Below are 19,148 nucleotides of genomic sequence, written 5' to 3'. Positions count from 1 at the left end.
GAACAGGAGGGCGACGTTGACATGCAAGCAATTGCCTGCATGACTTCGAGTGTGCGATCAGAGGGCGACAGTGGCATGGACCGCGCCTTCAAGGCGCTGGCCGACGACACCCGCAGGCGGCTGCTGGACCGGCTGCACGAGCAGAACGGCCAGACGCTGGGCGAGCTGTGCGAGCGCATCGCGATGACCCGGCAGTCGGTGACCCAGCACCTGGCCGTCCTGGAGGCCGCCAGCCTGATCAGCACCGTGCGGCGGGGGCGGGAGAAGCTGCACTACCTCAACCCGGTGCCGCTCCACGAGATCCAGGAGCGGTGGATCGACAAGTTCGAGCGTCCGCGCCTGCGCGCGCTCGGCGACCTGAAGCGACGAGCCGAGGAAGCCATGAGCGACCAGCCCAGCTATGTCTACGTCACCTACATCGCCAGCACCCCCGAGAAGGTCTGGGACGCCCTCACGGACGCCGACCTGACCGCCGTCCACTGGGGGCACTCCAACGTCTCCGACTGGCGGCCCGGCTCCCGCTGGGAGCACGTCCGCACCGACGGCTCCGGCATCGCCGACGTGGTCGGCACCGTCGTCGAGAGCGACCGCCCGACCCGGCTGGTCACCACCTGGGCCGCGCCCGCGGACGAGGGCGACCGGGGCCGGCACTCCCGCGTCACCTTCGACATCCGCCCGCACGCCGACATCGTCAAGCTCACCGTCACCCACGAGGACCTCAACGACGAGGGCGAACTCCAGGCCGTCTCGTCCGGCTGGCCGGCCGTGCTCTCCAACCTGAAGTCCCTCATCGAGACCGGCAGCCCGCTCCCGCAGGAGCCCTGGCTGGTGCCCGGCCGCTGAGCGGGCGCGCGGCGGGGCCGGTCCGCCGTCATCGGACCGGCCCCGCGTCCTCCCTTCCGGGGGATGCTCGGTGTGCCTAGGTCATGGGCGTCCGCCTGGCCGCCGAAACGGCGCACACCAGCCCGAGGCAGAGGGCCAGCGCGCCGATGATGACGTTGTTGATGATGACGCCCTTGTCCGGGCCGGTGCCGACCACCCAGGGGGCGATGATCATCCAGATGCCCAGCGCGCACATGGCCCAGCTGAGGCCGTACATGCGCTCCGGTGCCCTGGTGAAGCCCAGTGCCAGCAGACCTATCGCTACGCCCATGATCAGGTTGTGGGTCACGAGCGCGGGCTGGCTCGCCGTGTAGTGGAGGATCCACGGGGACGCCGCGCAGTACAGACCGAGCAGGAACACCGGGCCGTCCACGAGCGCCACGTCACGGCCGCCGAGCATGCGGGCGTAGCGCTCCCGCATCTCGGAGACATCGGGGTGGCTGGATATGTCACTTCTGCCGTGCGAGACGTTGGCCATGACTCGTCTCCTTTGACTTGCAGGCCTGACCGCGTCTGGGGCGTGCGGTAAACGCCGCTAGATAGCATTCTGCTCTTATTTCTTCTTTATGTGTAGTTCTGGGTTCAGCCGCGCTCCCGGGCCCGCCGGAACCGCGCGAGCCCCTCCGCCAGGTCGACGATCGGCTCCGGATAGCCGAGCGCCGCCCGGTCCGGGCCGCCCAGCTTCCACGGCACGTGCGCCTTCGCCCCCGCCAGCCCCGCCAACTCCGGCACCCAGCGTCGTACGTACGCGCCCTCGGGGTCGTAACGCTTCGCCTGGGTCACCGGATTGAGGACCCGGTTGGGGCGGGTGTCGGTGCCGGTGCCCGCCACCCACTGCCAGTTGAGCTGGTTGTTCGCCACATCCCCGTCGACCAGCAGTTCCAGGAAGTGCCGGGCGCCCACCCGCCAGTCGACGTACAGCGTCTTGGCCAGGAAGCTCGCCGCCAGCAGCCGCCCCCGGTTGTGCATCCAGCCCTCGTGGCGCAGCTGGCGCATCGCCGCGTCGACGACCGGGTAGCCGGTGCGCCCCGCCCGCCACGCCTCGGCGTCCTCGTCCGCGGCCCGCCCGGTGCGCCAACGGTCCTGTTTCGTCCGGTAGTCGGCCGTGGCCGCCGCCGGCCGCGCGGCCAGCACCTGCCGGTGGAAGTCCCGCCAGGCGAGCTGCCGTACGAACGCCTCGGCGCCCGGGCCGCCCGCCTTGCGGGCCCGGTGGACCAGCTCGACGGGGGAGAGCGTGCCGAAGTGGAGGTGCGGTGAGAGCCGCGAGGTCGCGTCGCCCGCCAGGTCGTCGTGGCGGTCCTCGTACGACCCGATGCCCGCGCGCAGCCAGGAGGTGAGCCGTCTGCGGGCCTCCGCCTCGCCCCCGGCGGCCAGCCCCTCCGACACGCCGGACAGCCGGTCGCGGCGCGGCAGCGGCTCGGACCCGACCCCGTCCGGGACCGGGACCCGGCGCGGCGCGGCCACGGCCGTCCGCAGCGGCTGCCTCGACCACTGCCGGAAGTAGGGCGTGAACACCGCGTAATGGTCCGAGTCGGCCGGGGTCACCGCCCCGGCCGGGACCGCCCCGGTCACCGCGTCGTGGACGTGCAGCCGCCGTCCGTCCGCCTCCAGAGCGCGGCGCAGCCGCTCCTCCCGGTGCTGCGCATGCCCGCTGACGTCGCCGGCCAGGTGCACCGCGCCGGCGTCCGCCTCGGCCGCCGCCTTGCACACCTCCTCGACGAGGTCACCCGAGCGCACCACCAGCCGGCCGCCACGCTCACGCAGCCCCGCGTCCAGATCGCGCAGGCAGTCGGCGAGGAAGGCCAGCCGGTTGGGCACGGCGAAGCCGGCCCGGTCCACCGCGCGGTCCCGCACGAACAGCGGCACGACCTCGTCCGAGCCGTCCAGGGCCGCCCGCAGCGGCGGATGGTCGTACAGGCGCAGGTCGGCGGTGAACAGGACGACCGAGACGTTCATGGGGCGGCTCCGGTGCGGTGCGGCGGCAGGCGAAGGTCCCACGCTCCCACTTCCCCGGGCCCGCGCGACGGACCGGCGGCCGGCGCCCCTCCGGCGTTTCCGGCATGTCCGCGTCGATCGGGGGCAGCCGCAGGGAAAGGCGAAGACCGACTCGGGAGGTGCGGGACCACTATGGGCGCGAGGGTGCTGGAGCGATTTCCCGCCGGGGCTCCCCGGGGTTCGTGGCCGGCCGAGGAGTACGCGGCGCGGTGCCGGGCCGAGGGCGGCCGGGCGACCGTGGTGATGGACCTCGGCTCGGACGCCTTCCTGGTCGTCGTACCCGGGCCGGACGACGACCGGGCCCCCTCCGCGGAGCGCGCGTCAGCCGGGAAGTGACTGCTCGGCCCAGATGGTCTTGCCCCGCGGGTTGTACCGCGCCCCCCAGTTCTGCGCGAGCTGGGTGATGAGGTAGAGACCGCGCCCGCCCTCGTCCGTGTCCCGGGCGCGCCGCACATGGGGCGAGGTGCTGCTGCCGTCCGAGACCTCGCAGATCAGGCTCCGGTCCCGGATCAGGCGCAGCGTGATCGGCGCACCGCCGTACCGCAGCGCGTTCGTCACCAGCTCGCTCACGATCAGCTCGGTGGTGAACGCCTCCTCCGCCAGCCCCCACCGCGCGAGCTGCCGCGCCGCCAGCTCCCGCGCCCGGCCGACCATCCGCTCCTGCGCCTCGATCTCCCAGGTGACATGGGCGTCCGGGGCCAGACCGCTCATCCGGGCCACCAGGACGGCCACGTCGTCCTGGTGGCCCGGCGGCAGCAGTTCGGTGATCAGCGTGTCGCACACCTCCTGCGGAGCGGCCGACGCGGGGGTGCGCGAGAGCGTGGCGCGCATCCGGCGCAGCCCGGTGTCGAAGTCCTGCGCACGCGACTCCAGCAGCCCGTCCGTGTAGAGGACCAGGAGGTCCCCGTCGGCCAGGGCGACCTCCCGTTCCTCGAACACGACACCGCCGAGGCCGAGGGTCGGGCCGCCGGGCAGGTCCACGAAGTCGACGGCGCCGTCCGCCGAGACGACCGCCGGCGGCGGATGACCGGCACGCGCCAGCTGGCACAGCCGGGACACCGGGTCGTACACCGCGTACAGGCAGGTCGCCCCCGTCACCAGGGACACCTCGTCGCCGCGCTCGTCGAGGAACCGGTTCATCTGGTCGTCCAGGTGGGCGAGGAGTTCCGCGGGGGACAGGTCGAGATCCGCGAGGGTGCGCACGGCACCGCGCAGCCGGCCCATGGTCACCGCCGACTGCAGACCGTGCCCGACCACGTCGCCCACCACGAGCGCCACCCGGGCCCCGGACAGCGGGATCACGTCGAACCAGTCGCCACCCAGCCCGGTGTGCTCGCTGGCCGGCAGATAGCGGGACGCCGTCCGCACCGCCGACGGCGACGGCAGCCGCTGGGGGAGCAGGCTGCGCCGCAGGGTCCGGGCCGTCGTCCGCTCCCGGTGGTAGCGGCTGGCGTTGTCGACGCACACCGCGGTACGGGTCACGATCTGCTCGGCGAGCAGCACGTCCTCGGGCTCGAACCGGCGGGGGCTGCGCGAGCGCATGAAGACGGCGGTACCGAGGGCGACACCCCGGGCGAGCATCGGGACCAGCAGCCAGGAGTGGACGTCCGGGCCGGCGCCCGGTGCCCGGCGGGGGTCGGTGGCGGCGGGGCGCAGTTGCTCGTCCGCGAGGAGCACGGACCTGCCCTTCGTGAGGGCGTCGAGGAAAGGCGAGCCGGGTGCCGTCGCCGCCGTGTCGAGGTCGCCCACCCGCACCGCGCGCGCCCCGCCGGTGGTCGTGCCCCCGGTGGTCACCCCGTCGGACGCGGCCCGCCGCAGCAGCGGGTGGCGCGGCCGTGCGTCGTCGGCCGGCTCCCTGTCGTCCGCGTCGTCCCCGTCGGAGAAGACGGAGTCCAGCAGGTCGACGTGGCAGGCGTCGGCGAACCACGGCACCGCGACCTCGGCCAGTTCCCGGGCCGTCTGCCACAGGTCCAGGGTGGTGCCGATCCGGGTGCCGGCCTCGTTGGCCAGCACCAGCCGCTCGCGCGAGCGGACCCGGTGGGTCACGTCGGAGACCACATGGGCCAGCGCGATCACCGTCCCGGACGGGTCCCTGAGCGGCAGGATGGACTCCGACCACACGTAGTCCTGCGGTGAACCGGGTACCGGGTGGCCGACCACCTCGGTGTCGAGCAGCGCCTTGCCGGTCTCCAGCACCCGCCGTTGCCGCTCCTCCAGCGCGTCGATGTCCAGCAGGCCGGGCGGGGCCATCTCGCGCATCGTGTGCCCGGAGTACTCGGCATCCCGGAACACCCCCGCGCGGCGCTGCGCGAGGTTCTGGGCGATGAACCGCTGCCGGGTGTCGAAGAGGTCGATGTGGAAGGGGATGTCGGTGAACAGCCCCTGCAGCAGGGCGCGGCCGAATTCGTACGTGCGGTACGCCTCCGCGCCGGCCGCCTGTACGAGCCACCGCTGCTCGCCGTCCGCGGCGGTGAGGGCGCGCACCCAGACCTGGACCTCGACCGGTTCCCCGCCGCGCCGCCGCAGCACCAGCGGCCCCTGGCGGATCCCCTCCTCCCACCGCCGGACCACGTGCGCCGCCTCGGCGGGGTCGTGCAGCAGGCCGTCCGCGGGCCGGCCGAGCACCTCCCGTGCCGGGTGACCGAGCAGCGCCTCGGCGCCCGGGCCCCAGGCCGCCACCCGGCCCCGCGCGTCCAGCAGTGCCTCCGCCTCGCCCCCGGGCTCAGGGAGCTCGCCGCGGCCGTCGAAGGTGATGTCGCGCATCCTCACCTCGGGCACATCCGTGCCGGACTCGGGATGTCGGTGTTTGTGGTGTTTGCCCAATAAATGATACCTGCGGGTGCGATGTCGGCCCCAGCGCATGCGGGGCGGCCTCGGCCGTGCCGGGTGCGCTGGCCGCAGACGGATCCTTGACCCCCGGTTCGGCCTCCGCGATGCTGTGTTGCGAAACACGAGATGCGTGCCGTATTGGGCAACGTCTCGCCGCCTCTGTCAGTCGAGGAGTGGCCATGTCTCAGCAGGTCCGTGCCGTCGTCGCGCGGAGCAAGGGCGCCCCTGTCAGCCTGGAGACCATCGTCGTGCCCGACCCCGGTCCGGGCGAGGCGCTGGTCAGGATCGAGGCCTGCGGGGTCTGCCACACCGATCTGCACTACCGCGAGGGCGGGATCAGCGACGAGTTCCCCTTCCTGCTGGGGCACGAGGCGGCGGGGGTCGTCGAGGCGGTCGGCGACGGCGTCACCGACGTGGCGCCCGGTGACTTCGTGATCCTCAACTGGCGTGCCGTGTGCGGCCAGTGCCGGGCCTGTCTGCGCGGGCGGCCCTGGTACTGCTTCAACACCCACAACGCGAAGCAGAGGATGACCCTCGCCTCGACCGGCCAGGAACTCTCGCCCGCCCTGGGGATCGGCGCCTTCGCCGAGAAGACGCTGGTGGCGGCCGGACAGTGCACCAAGGTCGACCGGCGCGCGTCGGCGGCGGCCGCCGGGCTGCTGGGCTGCGGCGTGATGGCGGGCATCGGCGCCGCCCTCAACACCGGCCACGTCGGACGCGGCGACAGCGTCGCCGTGATCGGCTGCGGCGGGGTCGGCGCCGCGGCCGTCCTCGGCTCGAACCTGGCCGGCGCGGCGCGCGTCATCGCCGTGGACATCGACGACCGCAAGCTGGACACCGCACGCAGGCTCGGCGCCACCCACACGGTCAACTCGAAGGAGACCGACGCCGTCGAGGCGGTGCGCGAACTGACCGGCGGCTTCGGCGCCGACGTCGTCATCGAGGCGGTCGGCCGCCCGGAGACCTACCGGCAGGCCTTCTACGCCCGCGACCTCGCGGGCACCGTCGTCCTGGTCGGCGTACCCACCCCCGAGATGAAGCTGGAACTGCCGCTCCTCGACGTCTTCGGCCGCGGCGGCGCCCTCAAGTCGTCCTGGTACGGCGACTGCCTGCCCTCCCGGGACTTCCCGATGCTGATCGACCTGTACCTGCAGGGCCGCCTCGACCTCGACGCCTTCGTCACCGAGACCATCGCCCTGGACGAGGTCGAGAAGGCGTTCGAGCGCATGCACCACGGTGACGTGCTGCGTTCGGTGGTGCTCCTGTGACGGACGGTCGCGGTCTCTGACCGCCCGCAGACGCAGCGGCCCTGTCCCGGTGACGGCACCGGGGCAGGGCCGTACCCGCACCGCACAGGGGCCTGTTCGCCCTGCTCACGCCTGCTTTCGAGGGCGCTTCGGCGTGCCCGCGGGACCGCTGTCGGGGCCCGGGTAAACCGGCGCGTGAACTCCTTGACAACGCTTCGCGGCGGCCTCCAGACTGGCGTTGCGCTCATCGCAATCCGTTTCGCTATACGCACCGAGGTGTCATGATGATTCCCGCGTGCCGTCTCGCGGATCTGCCGCGAGGCGAGGCCCACCGGCTCGACATCGAACCGCCCGTCTCGGTGTTCCACACCGACGACGGCGAGCTCTTCGCCATCGACGACACCTGCACCCACCAGGACGCCTCGCTCGCCGACGGCTGGCTGGAGGGCTGCGAGGTGGAATGTCCCCTGCACGCCTCCAAGTTCGACCTGCGCACCGGCGCCGTGGACGCACCCCCGGCCAAGCTCCCGGTCCGCACCCACGAGGTCGTCGTGGAGGACGGAACGGTCTACGTCCGGCTCTCCGCCGACGCACCCAACCTGCCGCCGTGCGTCGCCGCCCGCCTCGCCGGAGGCGCGGCGTGAGGACCGTCGCCGTGGTGGGCGCCTCGCTGGCCGGTCTGTCGGCCGCGCGCTCGCTGCGGCAGCGGGGATACGACGGCCGGCTGGTCGTCGTCGGCGACGAACCCCACCGACCTTACGACAGGCCGCCGTTGTCCAAGGAGTTCCTGGCCGGCACCCTCGGCGAGGCGGACCTGGCACTGGAGCGCGACGACGAGGACCTCGGAGCGGAGTGGCTGCTCGGTTCCCGGGCCGTCGGCCTGGACCGCACCCGGCAGGCGATCCGTCTCGCCGGCGGCGGGGAGGTCCGCGCCGACGGCGTGGTCCTCGCCACCGGCGCCGCCGCCCGCACCCTGCCCGGCACCGAGGGTCTCGCCGGCGTCCACACGCTGCGCACCCTCGACGACGCCCGGGCGCTGCGGGACGACCTGGCCCGGGGCGGCCGCCTGGTGGTGATCGGCGGCGGGTTCGTCGGCGCCGAGGTCGCCTCCACCGCCTACGCCCTCGGCCTCGACGTCACCGTGATCGAGGCGGCCCCGACCCCGCTGGCCGGACCGCTCGGCGAGGACATGGGCGCCGTCGTCTCCGCGCTCCACGCCGACCACGGAGTACGGCTGCTGTGCGGAGTGGGGGTCAAGGGGCTGAGCGGCGAGCGCCGGGTGGAGGGCGTGCTGCTCGAGGACGGCCGCAGCGTGCCCGCCGACACCGTCGTCGTCGGGGTCGGGGCGCGCCCCTCGGTCGACTGGCTGGCGGGCTCCGGCATCGCGCTCGACAACGGCGTGAAGTGCGGCGCCGACGGCCGCACCAGCGTGGCCGGGGTGGTCGCCGTCGGCGACTGCGCCAACTGGTACGACCCGCACACCGGCGCCCACCGCAGGATCGAGCACTGGACCGGTGCGCTGGAACGGCCGGACACCGCCGTCGCCACGCTGCTCGCCCACGGCGCCCGGGAACCGGTGGCGCCCAGGCCGCCGTACTTCTGGTCCGACCAGTACGGCGTGAAGATCCAGTTCGTCGGTCACGCCGCCGGGGCCGACAGTGTGACGGTCGAGGCGGGCTCGACCGACGACCGCAGCTTCCTCGCCGTGTACCGGCGGGCGGGCCGGCAGGTCGCCGTGCTCGGGATGAACCAGCCGCGGCTGTTCACCCGGGCCCGCAAGCAGTTCGGCACCGCCGCGTCCTGACCCGGCGCCCGCGCCACCCCACCGATCCACGACGTCCTCCGAGGAGTGCACCGTGACCTCGACCAGCCTGCCGGACAGCCTGATCGCCACCCTCCCCGGCTCCGCCTACACCGATCCCGGGATCTTCGCCCAGGAGCAGGAGCGCATCTTCGAGACGATGTGGTTCTGCGTCGCCCGCGCCGCCGACCTGCCGAAACCCGGCGCGTTCCGCACGGTCGACGTGGGCCGCGAGTCCATCCTCGTCACCCGGGCCCGGGACCACTCGATCCGCGCCTACTTCAACGTCTGCCGGCACCGCGGCGCCAAGCTCTGCACGGAGGAGACGGGCGAGGTCAGGCGGGCGTTCCAGTGCCCGTACCACGCCTGGACCTACGACCTGGACGGCAGGCTGGTGGCGGCCCCCAACCTCACCAAGATGCCCGACGTCGGCCGCACCGAGTACGGCCTGGTGGGCGTCGCCGTCCGGGAGTGGCTCGGCTATGTGTGGGTCTGCCTCGCGGAGAACCCGCCGTCCTTCGAGGAGGACGTGATCGGGGCGGCCGTCGAGCGGCTGGGCGACGTCGAGTCGATCGAGCGCTACGGCATCGAGGAGCTCTCCGTCGGCAGACGGATCGTCTACGACGTCAGGGCCAACTGGAAGCTCATCATCGAGAACTTCATGGAGTGCTACCACTGCGCCACCATCCACCCCGAACTCACCGAGGTGCTGCCGGAGTTCGCCGACGGCTACGCGGCCCAGTACTACGTCGGCCACGGCGCCGAGTTCGGCGCGGACGTCCAGGGCTTCACCGTCGACGGATCCGAGGGGCTCGACCGCATTCCGGGGGTCTCGGCGGACCAGGACCGGCGGTACTACGCGATCACCGTCAAACCGCAGGTGTTCATCAACCTGGTCCCGGACCATGTGATATTCCACCGGATGTACCCGGTGGCCGTCGACCGCACGATCGTCGAGTGCGACTGGCTCTACCTCCCGCACGTCGTCGAGAGCGGCAAGGACGTCAGCCGGTCCGTGGAGCTCTTCGACCGGGTCAACCGCCAGGACTTCGAGGCCTGCGAGCGCACGCAGCCCGGCATGAGCTCACGGCTGTACGCCAAGGGCGGGGTGCTGGTGCCCAGCGAGCACCACATCGGCGCCTTCCACGACTGGGTCCACGAACGGCTCGGCACCCGGCAGCCGGAGTGACGCCCGTGGCCCGCGCGGACGGGGTGGACGCGGGTCGCACGGCGGTCGTTCTGCGGGCGCTCAGCCCAGGTACCCCATGCGGTGGCTGATCTCCTCCGCGCCCTTGACCAGCACCGGGGCCAGCTCGTGCATGCGCTCCTCGGTGAACCGGTAGGACGGCCCGGACGCGCTGATCGACGCGATGACCACCCCTTCCCGGTCGCGGATCGGCGCGGCCATCGCGTGCAGCCCGATCTCCAGCTCCTCCAGCGTCCAGGCGTAACCGCGCTCCCGGGCCTCGGCGAGGTTCTTCTCCAGCTTCGCCTTCGAGGAGATGGTGTGCGGGGTCAGCTTCTTCAGACCCCCGTCCGCGATCAGCGCGGCGCGCTCCGCGGCGGGCCGGTGGGCGAGCATGATCTTGCCGCTGGAGGTGGCGTGCAGCGGGGTCAGCTGGCCGACCCAGTTGTGCGCGGTGACGGCGGCCGTGCCGCGCACCTGGTAGAGGTTGATCGCGTAGTGCTCCTGCATCACCGCGATGTTGACCGTCTCGCCGATCTCGTCGGCCAGCCGCTCGCACACCGCCCGGCCCTGCTGGGTGACGTCGATGCGTCCCGTCACGGCACCTGCCAGGCGTACGATGCCGAAGCCGAGCGAGTACTTGCCCCGCTCGCCCGACTGCTCCACGAGACCGCGCGCCTCCAGGGCGCCGAGCAGACGGAACGCGGTCGACTTGTGAACATCGATCTCGGCGGCCACCTCGCTCACTCCCGCCTCGCCGCGCTGGGCCAGGATCTCCAGGACGCTGATGGCGCGGTCGACGGACTGCACGCCACCGGAAGATGAGCCGTTCGTTTCGGTATCCGGACTGAAGTTGCTCATAGCGAAACTATACGCGCAGTAAACAACGCACTCCAAGTAACGCGATGTGAACAAAGATCTTACAAGTTGCGTTGTTCGCAACCTGGTGCGTATAGCGATACCCGTACTAGCATGCCGCGCAATCGACGGCGCGAGTGAGACGAGGCACCATGGCTCCCTTGCAGTACGACTTCGTCATCGTCGGCGGCGGCTCGGCCGGCAGCGCACTGGCGAACCGGCTCTCCGCCGACCCGGGCAACCGGGTGCTGGTGCTGGAGGCAGGCCGCCCCGACTACCCGTGGGACGTCTTCATCCACATGCCGGCGGCGCTGACGTACCCCATCGGCAGCCGGTTCTACGACTGGAAGTACGAGTCCGAGCCCGAGCCCCACATGGGCGGCCGCCGCATCTACCACGCCCGCGGCAAGGTGCTCGGCGGCTCCAGCAGCATCAACGGCATGATCTTCCAGCGCGGCAACCCCATGGACTACGAGCGCTGGGCCGCCGACCCCGGCATGGCCACCTGGGACTACGCGCACTGCCTGCCGTACTTCCGCCGGATGGAGAACTGCCTCGCCGCCGACCCGGACGACGAGTTCCGCGGCCACGACGGCCCCCTGGTCCTGGAACGCGGCCCCGCCACCAACCCCCTGTTCTCCGCCTTCCTCCAGGCCACCGAGGAGGCCGGGTACGCGCCGACCGATGATGTCAACGGCTACCGGCAGGAGGGCTTCGCCAAGTTCGACCGCAACGTCCACCGCGGCCGCCGCCTGTCCGCGTCGAAGGCGTACCTCAAACCCGCCCGGAAGCGCCCCAACCTCACCGTGAAGACCCGCGCCCTGGTCACCCGCGTCCTCTTCGAGGGCAAGAAGGCCGTCGGCGTCGAGTTCCAGCGCGGCAAAAGCGCCCTCCAGCAGGTCCGGGCCAAGGAGGTCATCCTCTGCGGCGGCGCGATCAACTCCCCTCAGCTGCTCCAGCTCTCCGGCATCGGAAACGCGGAGGAACTCGCCGCCCTCGGCATCGACGTCGTCCACGACCTGCCCGGCGTCGGCGAGAACCTCCAGGACCACCTTGAGGTGTACATCCAGTACGCCTGCAAGCAGCCCGTCTCCGTCCAGCCGTACCTCGCCAAGTGGCGGGCCCCCTTCATCGGCCTCCAGTGGCTCTTCCGCAAGGGGCCGGCCGCGACGAACCACTTCGAGGCCGGCGGCTTCTGCCGCAGCAACGACGACGTGGACTACCCCAACCTGATGTTCCACTTCCTGCCCATCGCGGTCCGCTACGACGGCTCGGTGCCGGCCGGCGGTCACGGCTACCAGGTCCACGTCGGCCCCATGTACTCCGACGCCCTCGGCTCGGTGAAGATCAGGAGCAGGGACCCGCGCGAACACCCGGCCCTGCGCTTCAACTACCTCTCCACCGAGCAGGACCGCCGCGAGTGGGTCGAGGCGGTCAGGGTCGCCCGCAACCTCCTCGACCAGCCCGCCCTCGCCCCCTACAACGACGGGGAGATCTCACCCGGCCCGTCCGTGGCGACCGACGAGGAGATCCTCGACTGGGTCGCCAAGGACGGTGAGACCGCCCTGCACCCGTCCTGCACCTGCAAGATGGGCACCGACGAGATGTCGGTCGTCGACCCGGCGAGCATGCGGGTGCACGGCGTGGAGGGCCTGCGGGTGGTGGACGCCTCGGTGATGCCGTACGTCACCAACGGCAACATCTACGCCCCGGTGATGATGATCGCCGAGAAGGCGGCCGACCTCATCCTCGGCAAGGAGCCCCTGCCGCCCTCCAAGGCCGTGTACTACCGGCTCCGCGACGCCCAGAAGCAGGCCGGGTAGCCCGCCATGGGCGCCGAGGCGCTGCGGGCGCTGCTCGCCCGCGTCCGCTACGAGGTGCTGCCCGCCCGGGCGGCCGAGGACAAGGTCCTCGCCCATGTGCCCCGCGACGTCGTGGTCGCGGTCACGGCGTCGCCGGTCAAGGGCCTGGAACCGACCCTCGACCTCACCGAGCGGCTCACGGCGCACGGCTACCGGGTCGTCCCCCACGTCCCGGCACGGCTGCTGCGCGACGACACCCACCTGAAGGACGTCACCGAGCGGCTGCGCGCGGCGGGCGTCGACGACCTCTTCGTCCCGGCGGGCGACGCCGATCCGCCCGCCGGGACCTACGAGGGAGCGCTGCCGGTGCTGCGCCGTCTGACCGAACTGGGCAGACCCTTCAGGGAAACCGGGATCACCGGCTACCCGGAGAGCCATCCCCTCATCCATGACGACCTCACCATCCAGGCGATGTGGGACAAGCGGGCGCACGCCACCTACATCGTCAGCAACCTCTGCTTCGACGCGCGCGTGCTCGCCGACTGGCTCACCCGGATCCGGCGACGGGACGTCACCCTGCCCGTGTACCTCGGCGTCGCCGGGCCCGTCCAGCGGGCCAAGCTGCTGTCCATGGCGACGAAGATCGGGGTGGGGGAGTCGACCCGGTTCCTCACCGGACACGCCTCCTGGTTCCTGCGTTTCGCCACACCCGGCGGATATCACCCGGAGCGGTTGCTCACCCGCGGCGGGGCGGCGTTCACCGCGCCGTCGGCGGGCGTGGCGGGCCTCCATCTGTTCACCTTCAACCAGGTCGCCGAGACGGAGCGGTGGCGCCGCGCGCTGCTGGACCGGCTGGGCGGCTGACCCACCCCCGGGGGTCGCGTTTTCGCGGCCGAATCGGGATACGCGGAGCCCTTGACGGGTGTCAGTACATTCGGTCAGGGTGTTCCACCAAAAGCAATCCAATGCACAATGCGCAACGAATTCGGGCTCGAAGGGCGCGGCCGTGGCAGATCTGTATGTGGATGGGAAATGGCGCGCGGCGATGGCCGGCGGCCACCGCGAGATTCGCTGTCCGGCGGACGGCGCCCTCGTCGCGACGGTCGCCGAGGCGACCCGCCCCGACACGGAGGCCGCGATCGCCGCCGCCCGCCGCGCGTTCGACGAGGGGCCCTGGCCGCACACCCCCGAGCGCGAGCGCGGCGCCCTGCTCCTGCGCACCGCCGACATCATCGAGCGCGACGCCAAGGAGTTCGCCCGCGCCGAGTCCCTGGACACCGGCAAGCGCCTGGTGGAGAGCGAGTACGACATCGCCGACGTCGTCTCCTGCCTCCGCTACTACGGCGGCATCGCCGGCACCAGCGCAGGACGGGTGATCGACACCGGCCGCGACGACGCGCTCAGCCGGGTCAGCTACGAACCCGTCGGCGTCTGCGGACTGATCACCCCCTGGAACTACCCGCTGCTGCAGGCCAGTTGGAAGGTCGCGCCCGCCCTGGTCGCGGGCAACACGTTCGTCCTGAAGCCCAGCGAGCTGACCCCCTCCACCGCGATCCTGCTGCTGAAGGCGCTGGAGGAGGCGGGACTCCCGCCCGGTGTCGGCAACCTCGTGCTCGGCGCGGGGCCCGAGGCCGGCGCCGCGCTCGCCGAGGACTCCGCCGTCGACATGGTGTCCTTCACCGGCGGCCTGGAGACCGGCAAGCGGATCATGGCCACCGCTGCGGCGACCGTGAAGAAGGTCGCCCTCGAACTCGGCGGCAAGAACCCCAACGTGGTCTTCGCGGACGCCGACTTCGACACGGCCGTCGACTTCGCGCTCACCGCCGTCTTCCTGCACTCGGGGCAGGTCTGCTCGGCCGGGGCGCGGCTGATCGTCGAGGACTCGATCCACGACGCCTTCGTCGACGAGGTCGTCCGCCGGGCCCGCCTCATCCGGCTCGGCGGCCCCTTCGACCCCGAGGCCGAGACCGGCGCGCTGATCTCCGCGCGGCACCGCGAGAAGGTCGAGGCGTACGTCGCCGCGGGCCTCGCCGAGGGCGCCGTACTGCGCTGCGGCGGCACGCGCCCCGACGACCCCGCGCTCGCGAACGGCTTCTACTACCCGCCCACCGTCCTCGACGAGTGCCGCCAGGACATGCGCGTGGTGCACGAGGAGTCCTTCGGCCCCGTGCTCACCGTGGAGCGCTTCCACGACGAGGACGACGCCGTCCGCATCGCCAACGACACGGAGTACGGCCTCGCCGGAGCCGTCTGGACGCAGGACGCGGGCAAGGCCCAGCGGGTCGCCCGCAGGCTGCGCCACGGCACCGTGTGGATCAACGACTACCACCCCTATGTGCCGCAGGCGGAATGGGGTGGCTTCGGGCACTCGGGCGTGGGCCGCGAGCTGGGACCGACCGGCCTGGACGAGTACCGAGAGCCCAAGCACGTCTGGCAGAACATCCAACCCCGGCCGCAGCACTGGTTCCGCGGCTGACGCCGAAGAGAGGTCCCCACCATGCCCCCAGCCCAGACCGAGGCGTCGCAGCGGCGCGACACGTCCGAGGAACCCCGGGACCGCACCCCGGTCATCTCCGTGCGCCGGCTGTGGAAGGTGTTCGGGCCCAGGGCCGACGAGGTGCCGGGCTCCGAGGAGCTCTGCGGGCTCACCCGCCGCGAGCTGATGGACCGCACCGGCTGCACCGCCGCCGTGCGGGACGTCGACTTCGAGGTGTCGCCCGGCGAGGTCTTCGTCGTCATGGGCCTGTCCGGTTCCGGCAAGTCCACCCTGGTGCGATGTCTGACCCGGCTGATCGAACCCACCGCCGGCGAGATCGTCTTCGAGGGCGAGGACATCCGGGACGCCGACCCCCGGCGGCTGCGGGAGCTGCGGCGCAGCAAGTTCTCCATGGTCTTCCAGCACTTCGGGCTGCTGCCGCACCGCAAGGTCGTGGACAACGTGGCGTTCGGCCTGGAGATCCGGGGCATGGGCAAGGCCGACCGCATGAAACGCGCGATGGAGACCGTCGAGCTGGTCGGCCTCGCCGGCTACGAGAACTCCTACCCCGACCAGCTCTCCGGCGGTATGCAGCAGCGCGTGGGCCTGGCCAGGGCGCTGGCCGGCGACCCCGACGTCCTCTTCTTCGACGAACCGTTCTCCGCGCTCGACCCGCTGATCCGGCGCGACATGCAGAGCGAGGTCATCCGGCTGCACCACGAGGTCGGCAAGACCATGGTGTTCATCACCCACGACCTCTCCGAGGCGCTCAAGCTCGGCGACCGCATCCTGATCATGCGGGACGGCAAGATGGTCCAGTGCGGCACCGGCGACGAACTCGTCGGGGCCCCGGCGGACGACTACGTACGGGACTTCGTCAAGGACGTGCCGCGCGGCGACGTCCTCACCCTGCGCTGGATCATGCGGCCCGCCGAGCCCGACGACGCCCTGGACGGACCCGAGCTGGGCCCGGACGTCGTCGTACGCGAGGCGACCCGGGCGGTGCTCGCCGCCGACAAGCCGGTCAAGGTCGTCGAGAACGGCAAGCTGCTCGGCATCGTCGGCGACGAGGAGATCCTCGCGGTCGTCGCCGGGCAGGAGGGCGGCGCCTGATGGCCGCCGTCGCCGACGCGACCGCGCCGGTCGCGACGATGCGCAAGAAGGTCAGCCGCCCGATGGTGGTGGCGGCGATCATGGTCGTCTGGCTGGTGCTCTTCGCCGCGTTCCGGGGCCGGCAGACGCTGACCCTGGCCGCCGCCGACCTCACCGGGCTGCACCGCTGGCTGAACGACGTCAACGACAGCATCGGCGCCAACCGGAACTCCAACCCGGTCTTCCTGTACTTCTTCAACGAGATCCGGCTGGTCATCGACAACCTGGTCACCTTCGTCCAGTCGCTGATCTCCCAGCCCACCGACGGCCGCCCGGTCCCGCAGATCGGCTGGCTCGGCGTCGTCGGACTCGTCGGGTACGTCTCCTGGGCGGTGGGCAACTGGCGGGTCGCCCTGCTGGCCGTCGCCGGGTTCACCTTCTTCGGGCTCCAGGGCCTGTGGCAGGAGAGCATGGACACCCTGGCGCTGACCCTGTCGGCGGTCCTGGTGGCGCTGCTCATCGGCATCCCGCTCGGGGTCTGGGCGGGGCTCTCCGACCGGTTCAACCGGATCATGACGCCCTTCCTGGACTTCATGCAGACGATGCCGACCTTCGTCTACCTCGCCCCGCTGACCCTGATCTTCCTCATCGGCGGCGCCTCCGCCGTCATCACCACCGTGATCTACGCGGCCCCGCCCGCCATCCGCATCACCGCGCACGCCATCCGCTCCGTCCCCGAGACCACGGTGGAGGCCGCCGACTCGCTCGGCACCACCCGCACCCAGCAACTGGTGAAGGTGCTGCTCCCGATGTCGAAGCGCACCGTCGTCATGGGCGTCAACCAGACCATCATGGCCGCCCTGGCCATGGTCACCATCGCCGCCCTGATCGACGCGCCCGGCCTCGGCAAGACCGTCGTCCAGGCCCTCCAGTCCCTCGACGTCGGCACCGCCTTCAACGCCGGCCTCGCCATCGTCGTCATGGCCATCGTGCTCGACCGGGTCACCACCGCGGCCGCCGCCCGCACCGAGACCCGCCGCACGGACGGGCGGTTCCTCAAGTGGCGCCGTCCGCTGCTCGGAGCGGGCGGGGTCGCCGCCGTCGTCCTGGCCTACCTCTCCCACACCTACGTCTGGGCGGCCGAGTTCCCCGGCGACGGCACCGTGGGCAGCCACATCGCGAGCGCGGCCGACACCGCGACCACCTGGATGCAGGACCACCTCTCGGGCCTCACCAACGCCCTGCGGGACGCCCTCACCAACGGCCTGCTCAACCCCTTCCAGACCCTGCTCACCGACTCTCCGTGGTGGCTGGTCGGCGCCGTCCTGGTCGGGCTCGGCGCGGTCCTCGGCGGCTGGCGGGCCGGGGTGACGGCGGCCGTGTGCGTCGGGCTGCTGGTCGGCACGGGCCTGTGGTCGGACAGCATGACCACCCTCGCCTCCACCGCCGTGGCCACCGTCCTGGTGATGCTGGTCGGCGTGGTCTTCGGCGTGTGGATGGGCCGCAGCATGCTGGTGGACCGGCTGATCCGGCCCACCCTGGACGCGGCACAGGTCATGCCGCCGTTCGTCTATCTCGTACCGTTCCTGGCGCTCTTCGGCGCCACCCGCTTCACGGCGATCGTCGCGGCCGTCGTCTACGCGGCACCCGTCGCCGTCAAGATCATCGCGGACGGGGTGCGGAACGTGTCCGCGCCCACCGTGGAAGCGGCCACCTCGGCCGGGTGCAACACCTGGCAGATCATCACCAAGGTCCAGCTGCCGATGGCACGCAGCGCCCTGACCCTCGCGACCAACCAGGGCCTGATCTACGTGCTGTCGATGGTTGTGGTGGGCGGCCTGGTAGGGGCCGGCGCCCTCGGCTACGACGTCGTGGCCGGTTTCTCGCAGGGCGAGCTGTACGGCAAGGGGCTGGCGGCGGGGCTCGCCATCGTACTGCTCGGAGTCATGTTCGACCGGATCACTCAGGCTGCGGCACGACGCACCAGGGCATAAGGAGCTCGACACCATGGCACAACACTGGCGAGCCGGCGCGGCCGGCCTGGCCGTCCTCGGCCTCACCCTCACCGCCTGCGGCGGCGCGAAGGTCGGCGACAGCAGTTCCGCCGGCTCGACGTCCTCGGGCGGCAAGTGCGGCACCTTCAACCTGGCCGTCAACCCCTGGGTGGGCTACGAGGCGGACGCAGCGGTCGTCGCGTACGTCGCGCAGCACGACCTCGGCTGTACGGTCAACAAGAAGGACCTGAAGGAGGAGATCGCCTGGCAGGGCTTCGGGACCGGCGAGGTCGACGCCGTCCTGGAGAACTGGGGCCACGACGATCTGAAGAAGAAGTACATCACCGGGCAGAAGACGGCCGTCGAGGCCGGCTCCACCGGCAACAAGGGCATCATCGGCTGGTTCGTGCCGCCGTGGCTGGCCAAGGCGCATCCCGACATCCTCGACTGGAAGAGCCTCAACAAGTACGCGTCCAACTTCAAGACGTCCGAGTCGGGCGGCAAGGGCCAGCTGCTCGACGGCGACCCGTCGTACGTCACCAACGACGCCGCACTGGTGAAGAACCTGAAGCTGGACTTCAAGGTGGTGTACGCGGGCAGCGAGACCGCGCTCATCCAGGCCTTCAGAACGGCCGAGAAGAACAAGCAGTGGCTGATCGGCTACTTCTACGAACCGCAGTGGTTCCTCTCCGAGGTGCCGCTGGCCAAGGTGGACCTGCCCAAGTACACGACGGGCTGCGACGCCGACGCGGCGAAGGTGGCCTGCGACTATCCCGTCTACGACCTGGACAAGATCGTCAGCGCGAGCTTCGCCAAGTCGGGCAGCCCGGCGTACGACCTGGTGAAGAAGTTCAACTGGACCAACGACGACCAGAACACCGTGGCCAAGTACATCGCGGTGGACAAGATGTCGGACGACGCGGCGGCGAAGAAGTGGGTCGACGCCAACCCCGACAAGGTGAAGGCCTGGCTGAAGTAGCGAGGGC

General features: G+C 71.5%; 16 protein-coding genes. 12 read left to right on the top strand and 4 right to left on the bottom strand.

The annotated features are described in order from the left end of the window. Nucleotides 1–75: 75 nt before the first annotated feature. Nucleotides 76–843 carry an ArsR/SmtB family transcription factor gene (locus ACFY6U_RS16990; RefSeq protein ID WP_390038873.1) on the top strand — a complete coding sequence of 256 codons (768 nt, stop codon included), beginning with the start codon at nucleotides 76–78 and terminating at the stop codon, nucleotides 841–843. 76 nt (nucleotides 844–919) lie between these two features. On the opposite strand, the gene ACFY6U_RS16985 is transcribed toward ACFY6U_RS16990, so the two are convergent. Together ACFY6U_RS16985 and ACFY6U_RS16980 are read right to left on the bottom strand one after the other, a co-directional pair. Then, nucleotides 920–1,360 carry an SPW repeat protein gene (locus ACFY6U_RS16985; RefSeq protein ID WP_390038871.1) on the bottom strand — a complete coding sequence of 147 codons (441 nt, stop codon included), beginning with the start codon at nucleotides 1,358–1,360 and terminating at the stop codon, nucleotides 920–922. Nucleotides 1,361–1,464: 104 nt separating this feature from the next. Beyond that, complete coding sequence (locus ACFY6U_RS16980) at nucleotides 1,465–2,838, bottom strand: cryptochrome/photolyase family protein (RefSeq protein WP_390038869.1); 1,374 nt, start codon at nucleotides 2,836–2,838, stop codon at nucleotides 1,465–1,467. Nucleotides 2,839–3,009: 171 nt separating this feature from the next. Between ACFY6U_RS16980 and ACFY6U_RS16975 the strand changes: the two genes are divergently transcribed. Beyond that, complete coding sequence (locus ACFY6U_RS16975) at nucleotides 3,010–3,213, top strand: hypothetical protein (protein ID WP_390038867.1); 204 nt, start codon at nucleotides 3,010–3,012, stop codon at nucleotides 3,211–3,213. Here the strand turns inward: ACFY6U_RS16975 and ACFY6U_RS16970 are convergent. Further along, nucleotides 3,199–5,640, bottom strand: a complete 2,442-nt coding sequence (locus ACFY6U_RS16970; protein ID WP_390038865.1) for a SpoIIE family protein phosphatase — start codon at nucleotides 5,638–5,640, stop codon at nucleotides 3,199–3,201. The genes ACFY6U_RS16975 and ACFY6U_RS16970 overlap by 15 nt on opposite strands. A 245-nt stretch (nucleotides 5,641–5,885) precedes the next feature. On the opposite strand from ACFY6U_RS16970, the gene ACFY6U_RS16965 reads away from it, so the two are divergent. From ACFY6U_RS16965 to ACFY6U_RS16950, 4 genes are all read left to right on the top strand, one after another. Next, nucleotides 5,886–6,974 carry an S-(hydroxymethyl)mycothiol dehydrogenase gene (locus tag ACFY6U_RS16965; RefSeq protein WP_390038863.1) on the top strand — a complete coding sequence of 363 codons (1,089 nt, stop codon included), beginning with the start codon at nucleotides 5,886–5,888 and terminating at the stop codon, nucleotides 6,972–6,974. 260 nt (nucleotides 6,975–7,234) lie between these two features. Further along, entirely contained in the window at nucleotides 7,235–7,597 is a 363-nt protein-coding gene (locus ACFY6U_RS16960; protein WP_390038861.1) for a bifunctional 3-phenylpropionate/cinnamic acid dioxygenase ferredoxin subunit, read from the top strand. Further along, nucleotides 7,594–8,757 (top strand): NAD(P)/FAD-dependent oxidoreductase, encoded by a 1,164-nt coding sequence (locus ACFY6U_RS16955; RefSeq protein ID WP_390038859.1) that lies wholly within the window; start codon nucleotides 7,594–7,596, stop codon nucleotides 8,755–8,757. Before ACFY6U_RS16960 ends, ACFY6U_RS16955 begins: the two co-directional genes overlap by 4 nt. 52 nt (nucleotides 8,758–8,809) lie before the next feature. Beyond that, on the top strand, nucleotides 8,810–9,943 hold the full coding sequence (locus ACFY6U_RS16950) for an aromatic ring-hydroxylating dioxygenase subunit alpha (RefSeq protein WP_390038857.1): 1,134 nt from the start codon (nucleotides 8,810–8,812) through the stop codon (nucleotides 9,941–9,943). Between the two features lie 60 nt (nucleotides 9,944–10,003). Here the strand turns inward: ACFY6U_RS16950 and ACFY6U_RS16945 are convergent, their stop codons facing one another. Further along, entirely contained in the window at nucleotides 10,004–10,801 is a 798-nt protein-coding gene (locus tag ACFY6U_RS16945) for an IclR family transcriptional regulator (RefSeq protein WP_390038855.1), read from the bottom strand. A 149-nt stretch (nucleotides 10,802–10,950) separates the two neighbouring features. Here ACFY6U_RS16945 and betA point away from each other — a divergent pair, with 149 nt between their 5' ends. The 6 genes from betA to ACFY6U_RS16915 all read left to right on the top strand — a co-directional run bounded on the left by betA (nucleotide 10,951) and on the right by ACFY6U_RS16915 (nucleotide 19,141). After that, on the top strand, nucleotides 10,951–12,621 hold the full coding sequence (gene betA, locus ACFY6U_RS16940) for a choline dehydrogenase (protein ID WP_390038853.1): 1,671 nt from the start codon (nucleotides 10,951–10,953) through the stop codon (nucleotides 12,619–12,621). Between the two features lie 6 nt (nucleotides 12,622–12,627). Beyond that, entirely contained in the window at nucleotides 12,628–13,464 is an 837-nt protein-coding gene (locus ACFY6U_RS16935) for a 5,10-methylenetetrahydrofolate reductase (protein WP_390038851.1), read from the top strand. A 142-nt stretch (nucleotides 13,465–13,606) separates the two neighbouring features. Then, nucleotides 13,607–15,076 (top strand): aldehyde dehydrogenase family protein, encoded by a 1,470-nt coding sequence (locus tag ACFY6U_RS16930; RefSeq protein WP_390038849.1) that lies wholly within the window; start codon nucleotides 13,607–13,609, stop codon nucleotides 15,074–15,076. A gap of 21 nt (nucleotides 15,077–15,097) precedes the next feature. After that, on the top strand, nucleotides 15,098–16,189 hold the full coding sequence (locus tag ACFY6U_RS16925) for a glycine betaine/L-proline ABC transporter ATP-binding protein (RefSeq protein WP_390038848.1): 1,092 nt from the start codon (nucleotides 15,098–15,100) through the stop codon (nucleotides 16,187–16,189). After that, the gene (locus tag ACFY6U_RS16920) at nucleotides 16,189–18,162 is read left to right on the top strand and encodes an ABC transporter permease (RefSeq protein WP_390038846.1); all 1,974 of its coding nucleotides are present in this window, start codon (nucleotides 16,189–16,191) and stop codon (nucleotides 18,160–18,162) included. The genes ACFY6U_RS16925 and ACFY6U_RS16920 overlap by 1 nt, the downstream gene beginning before the upstream one ends. 13 nt (nucleotides 18,163–18,175) lie before the next feature. Next, nucleotides 18,176–19,141, top strand: a complete 966-nt coding sequence (locus ACFY6U_RS16915; RefSeq protein ID WP_390038844.1) for an ABC transporter substrate-binding protein — start codon at nucleotides 18,176–18,178, stop codon at nucleotides 19,139–19,141. The last annotated feature ends 7 nt before the right edge of the window (nucleotides 19,142–19,148 follow it).

Source organism: Streptomyces sp. NPDC013157, assembly GCF_042899865.1.
In the GTDB taxonomy this organism is placed as follows: Bacteria; Actinomycetota; Actinomycetes; order Streptomycetales; family Streptomycetaceae; genus Streptomyces.
This window is presented reverse-complemented; position numbering and strand designations above follow the sequence as displayed.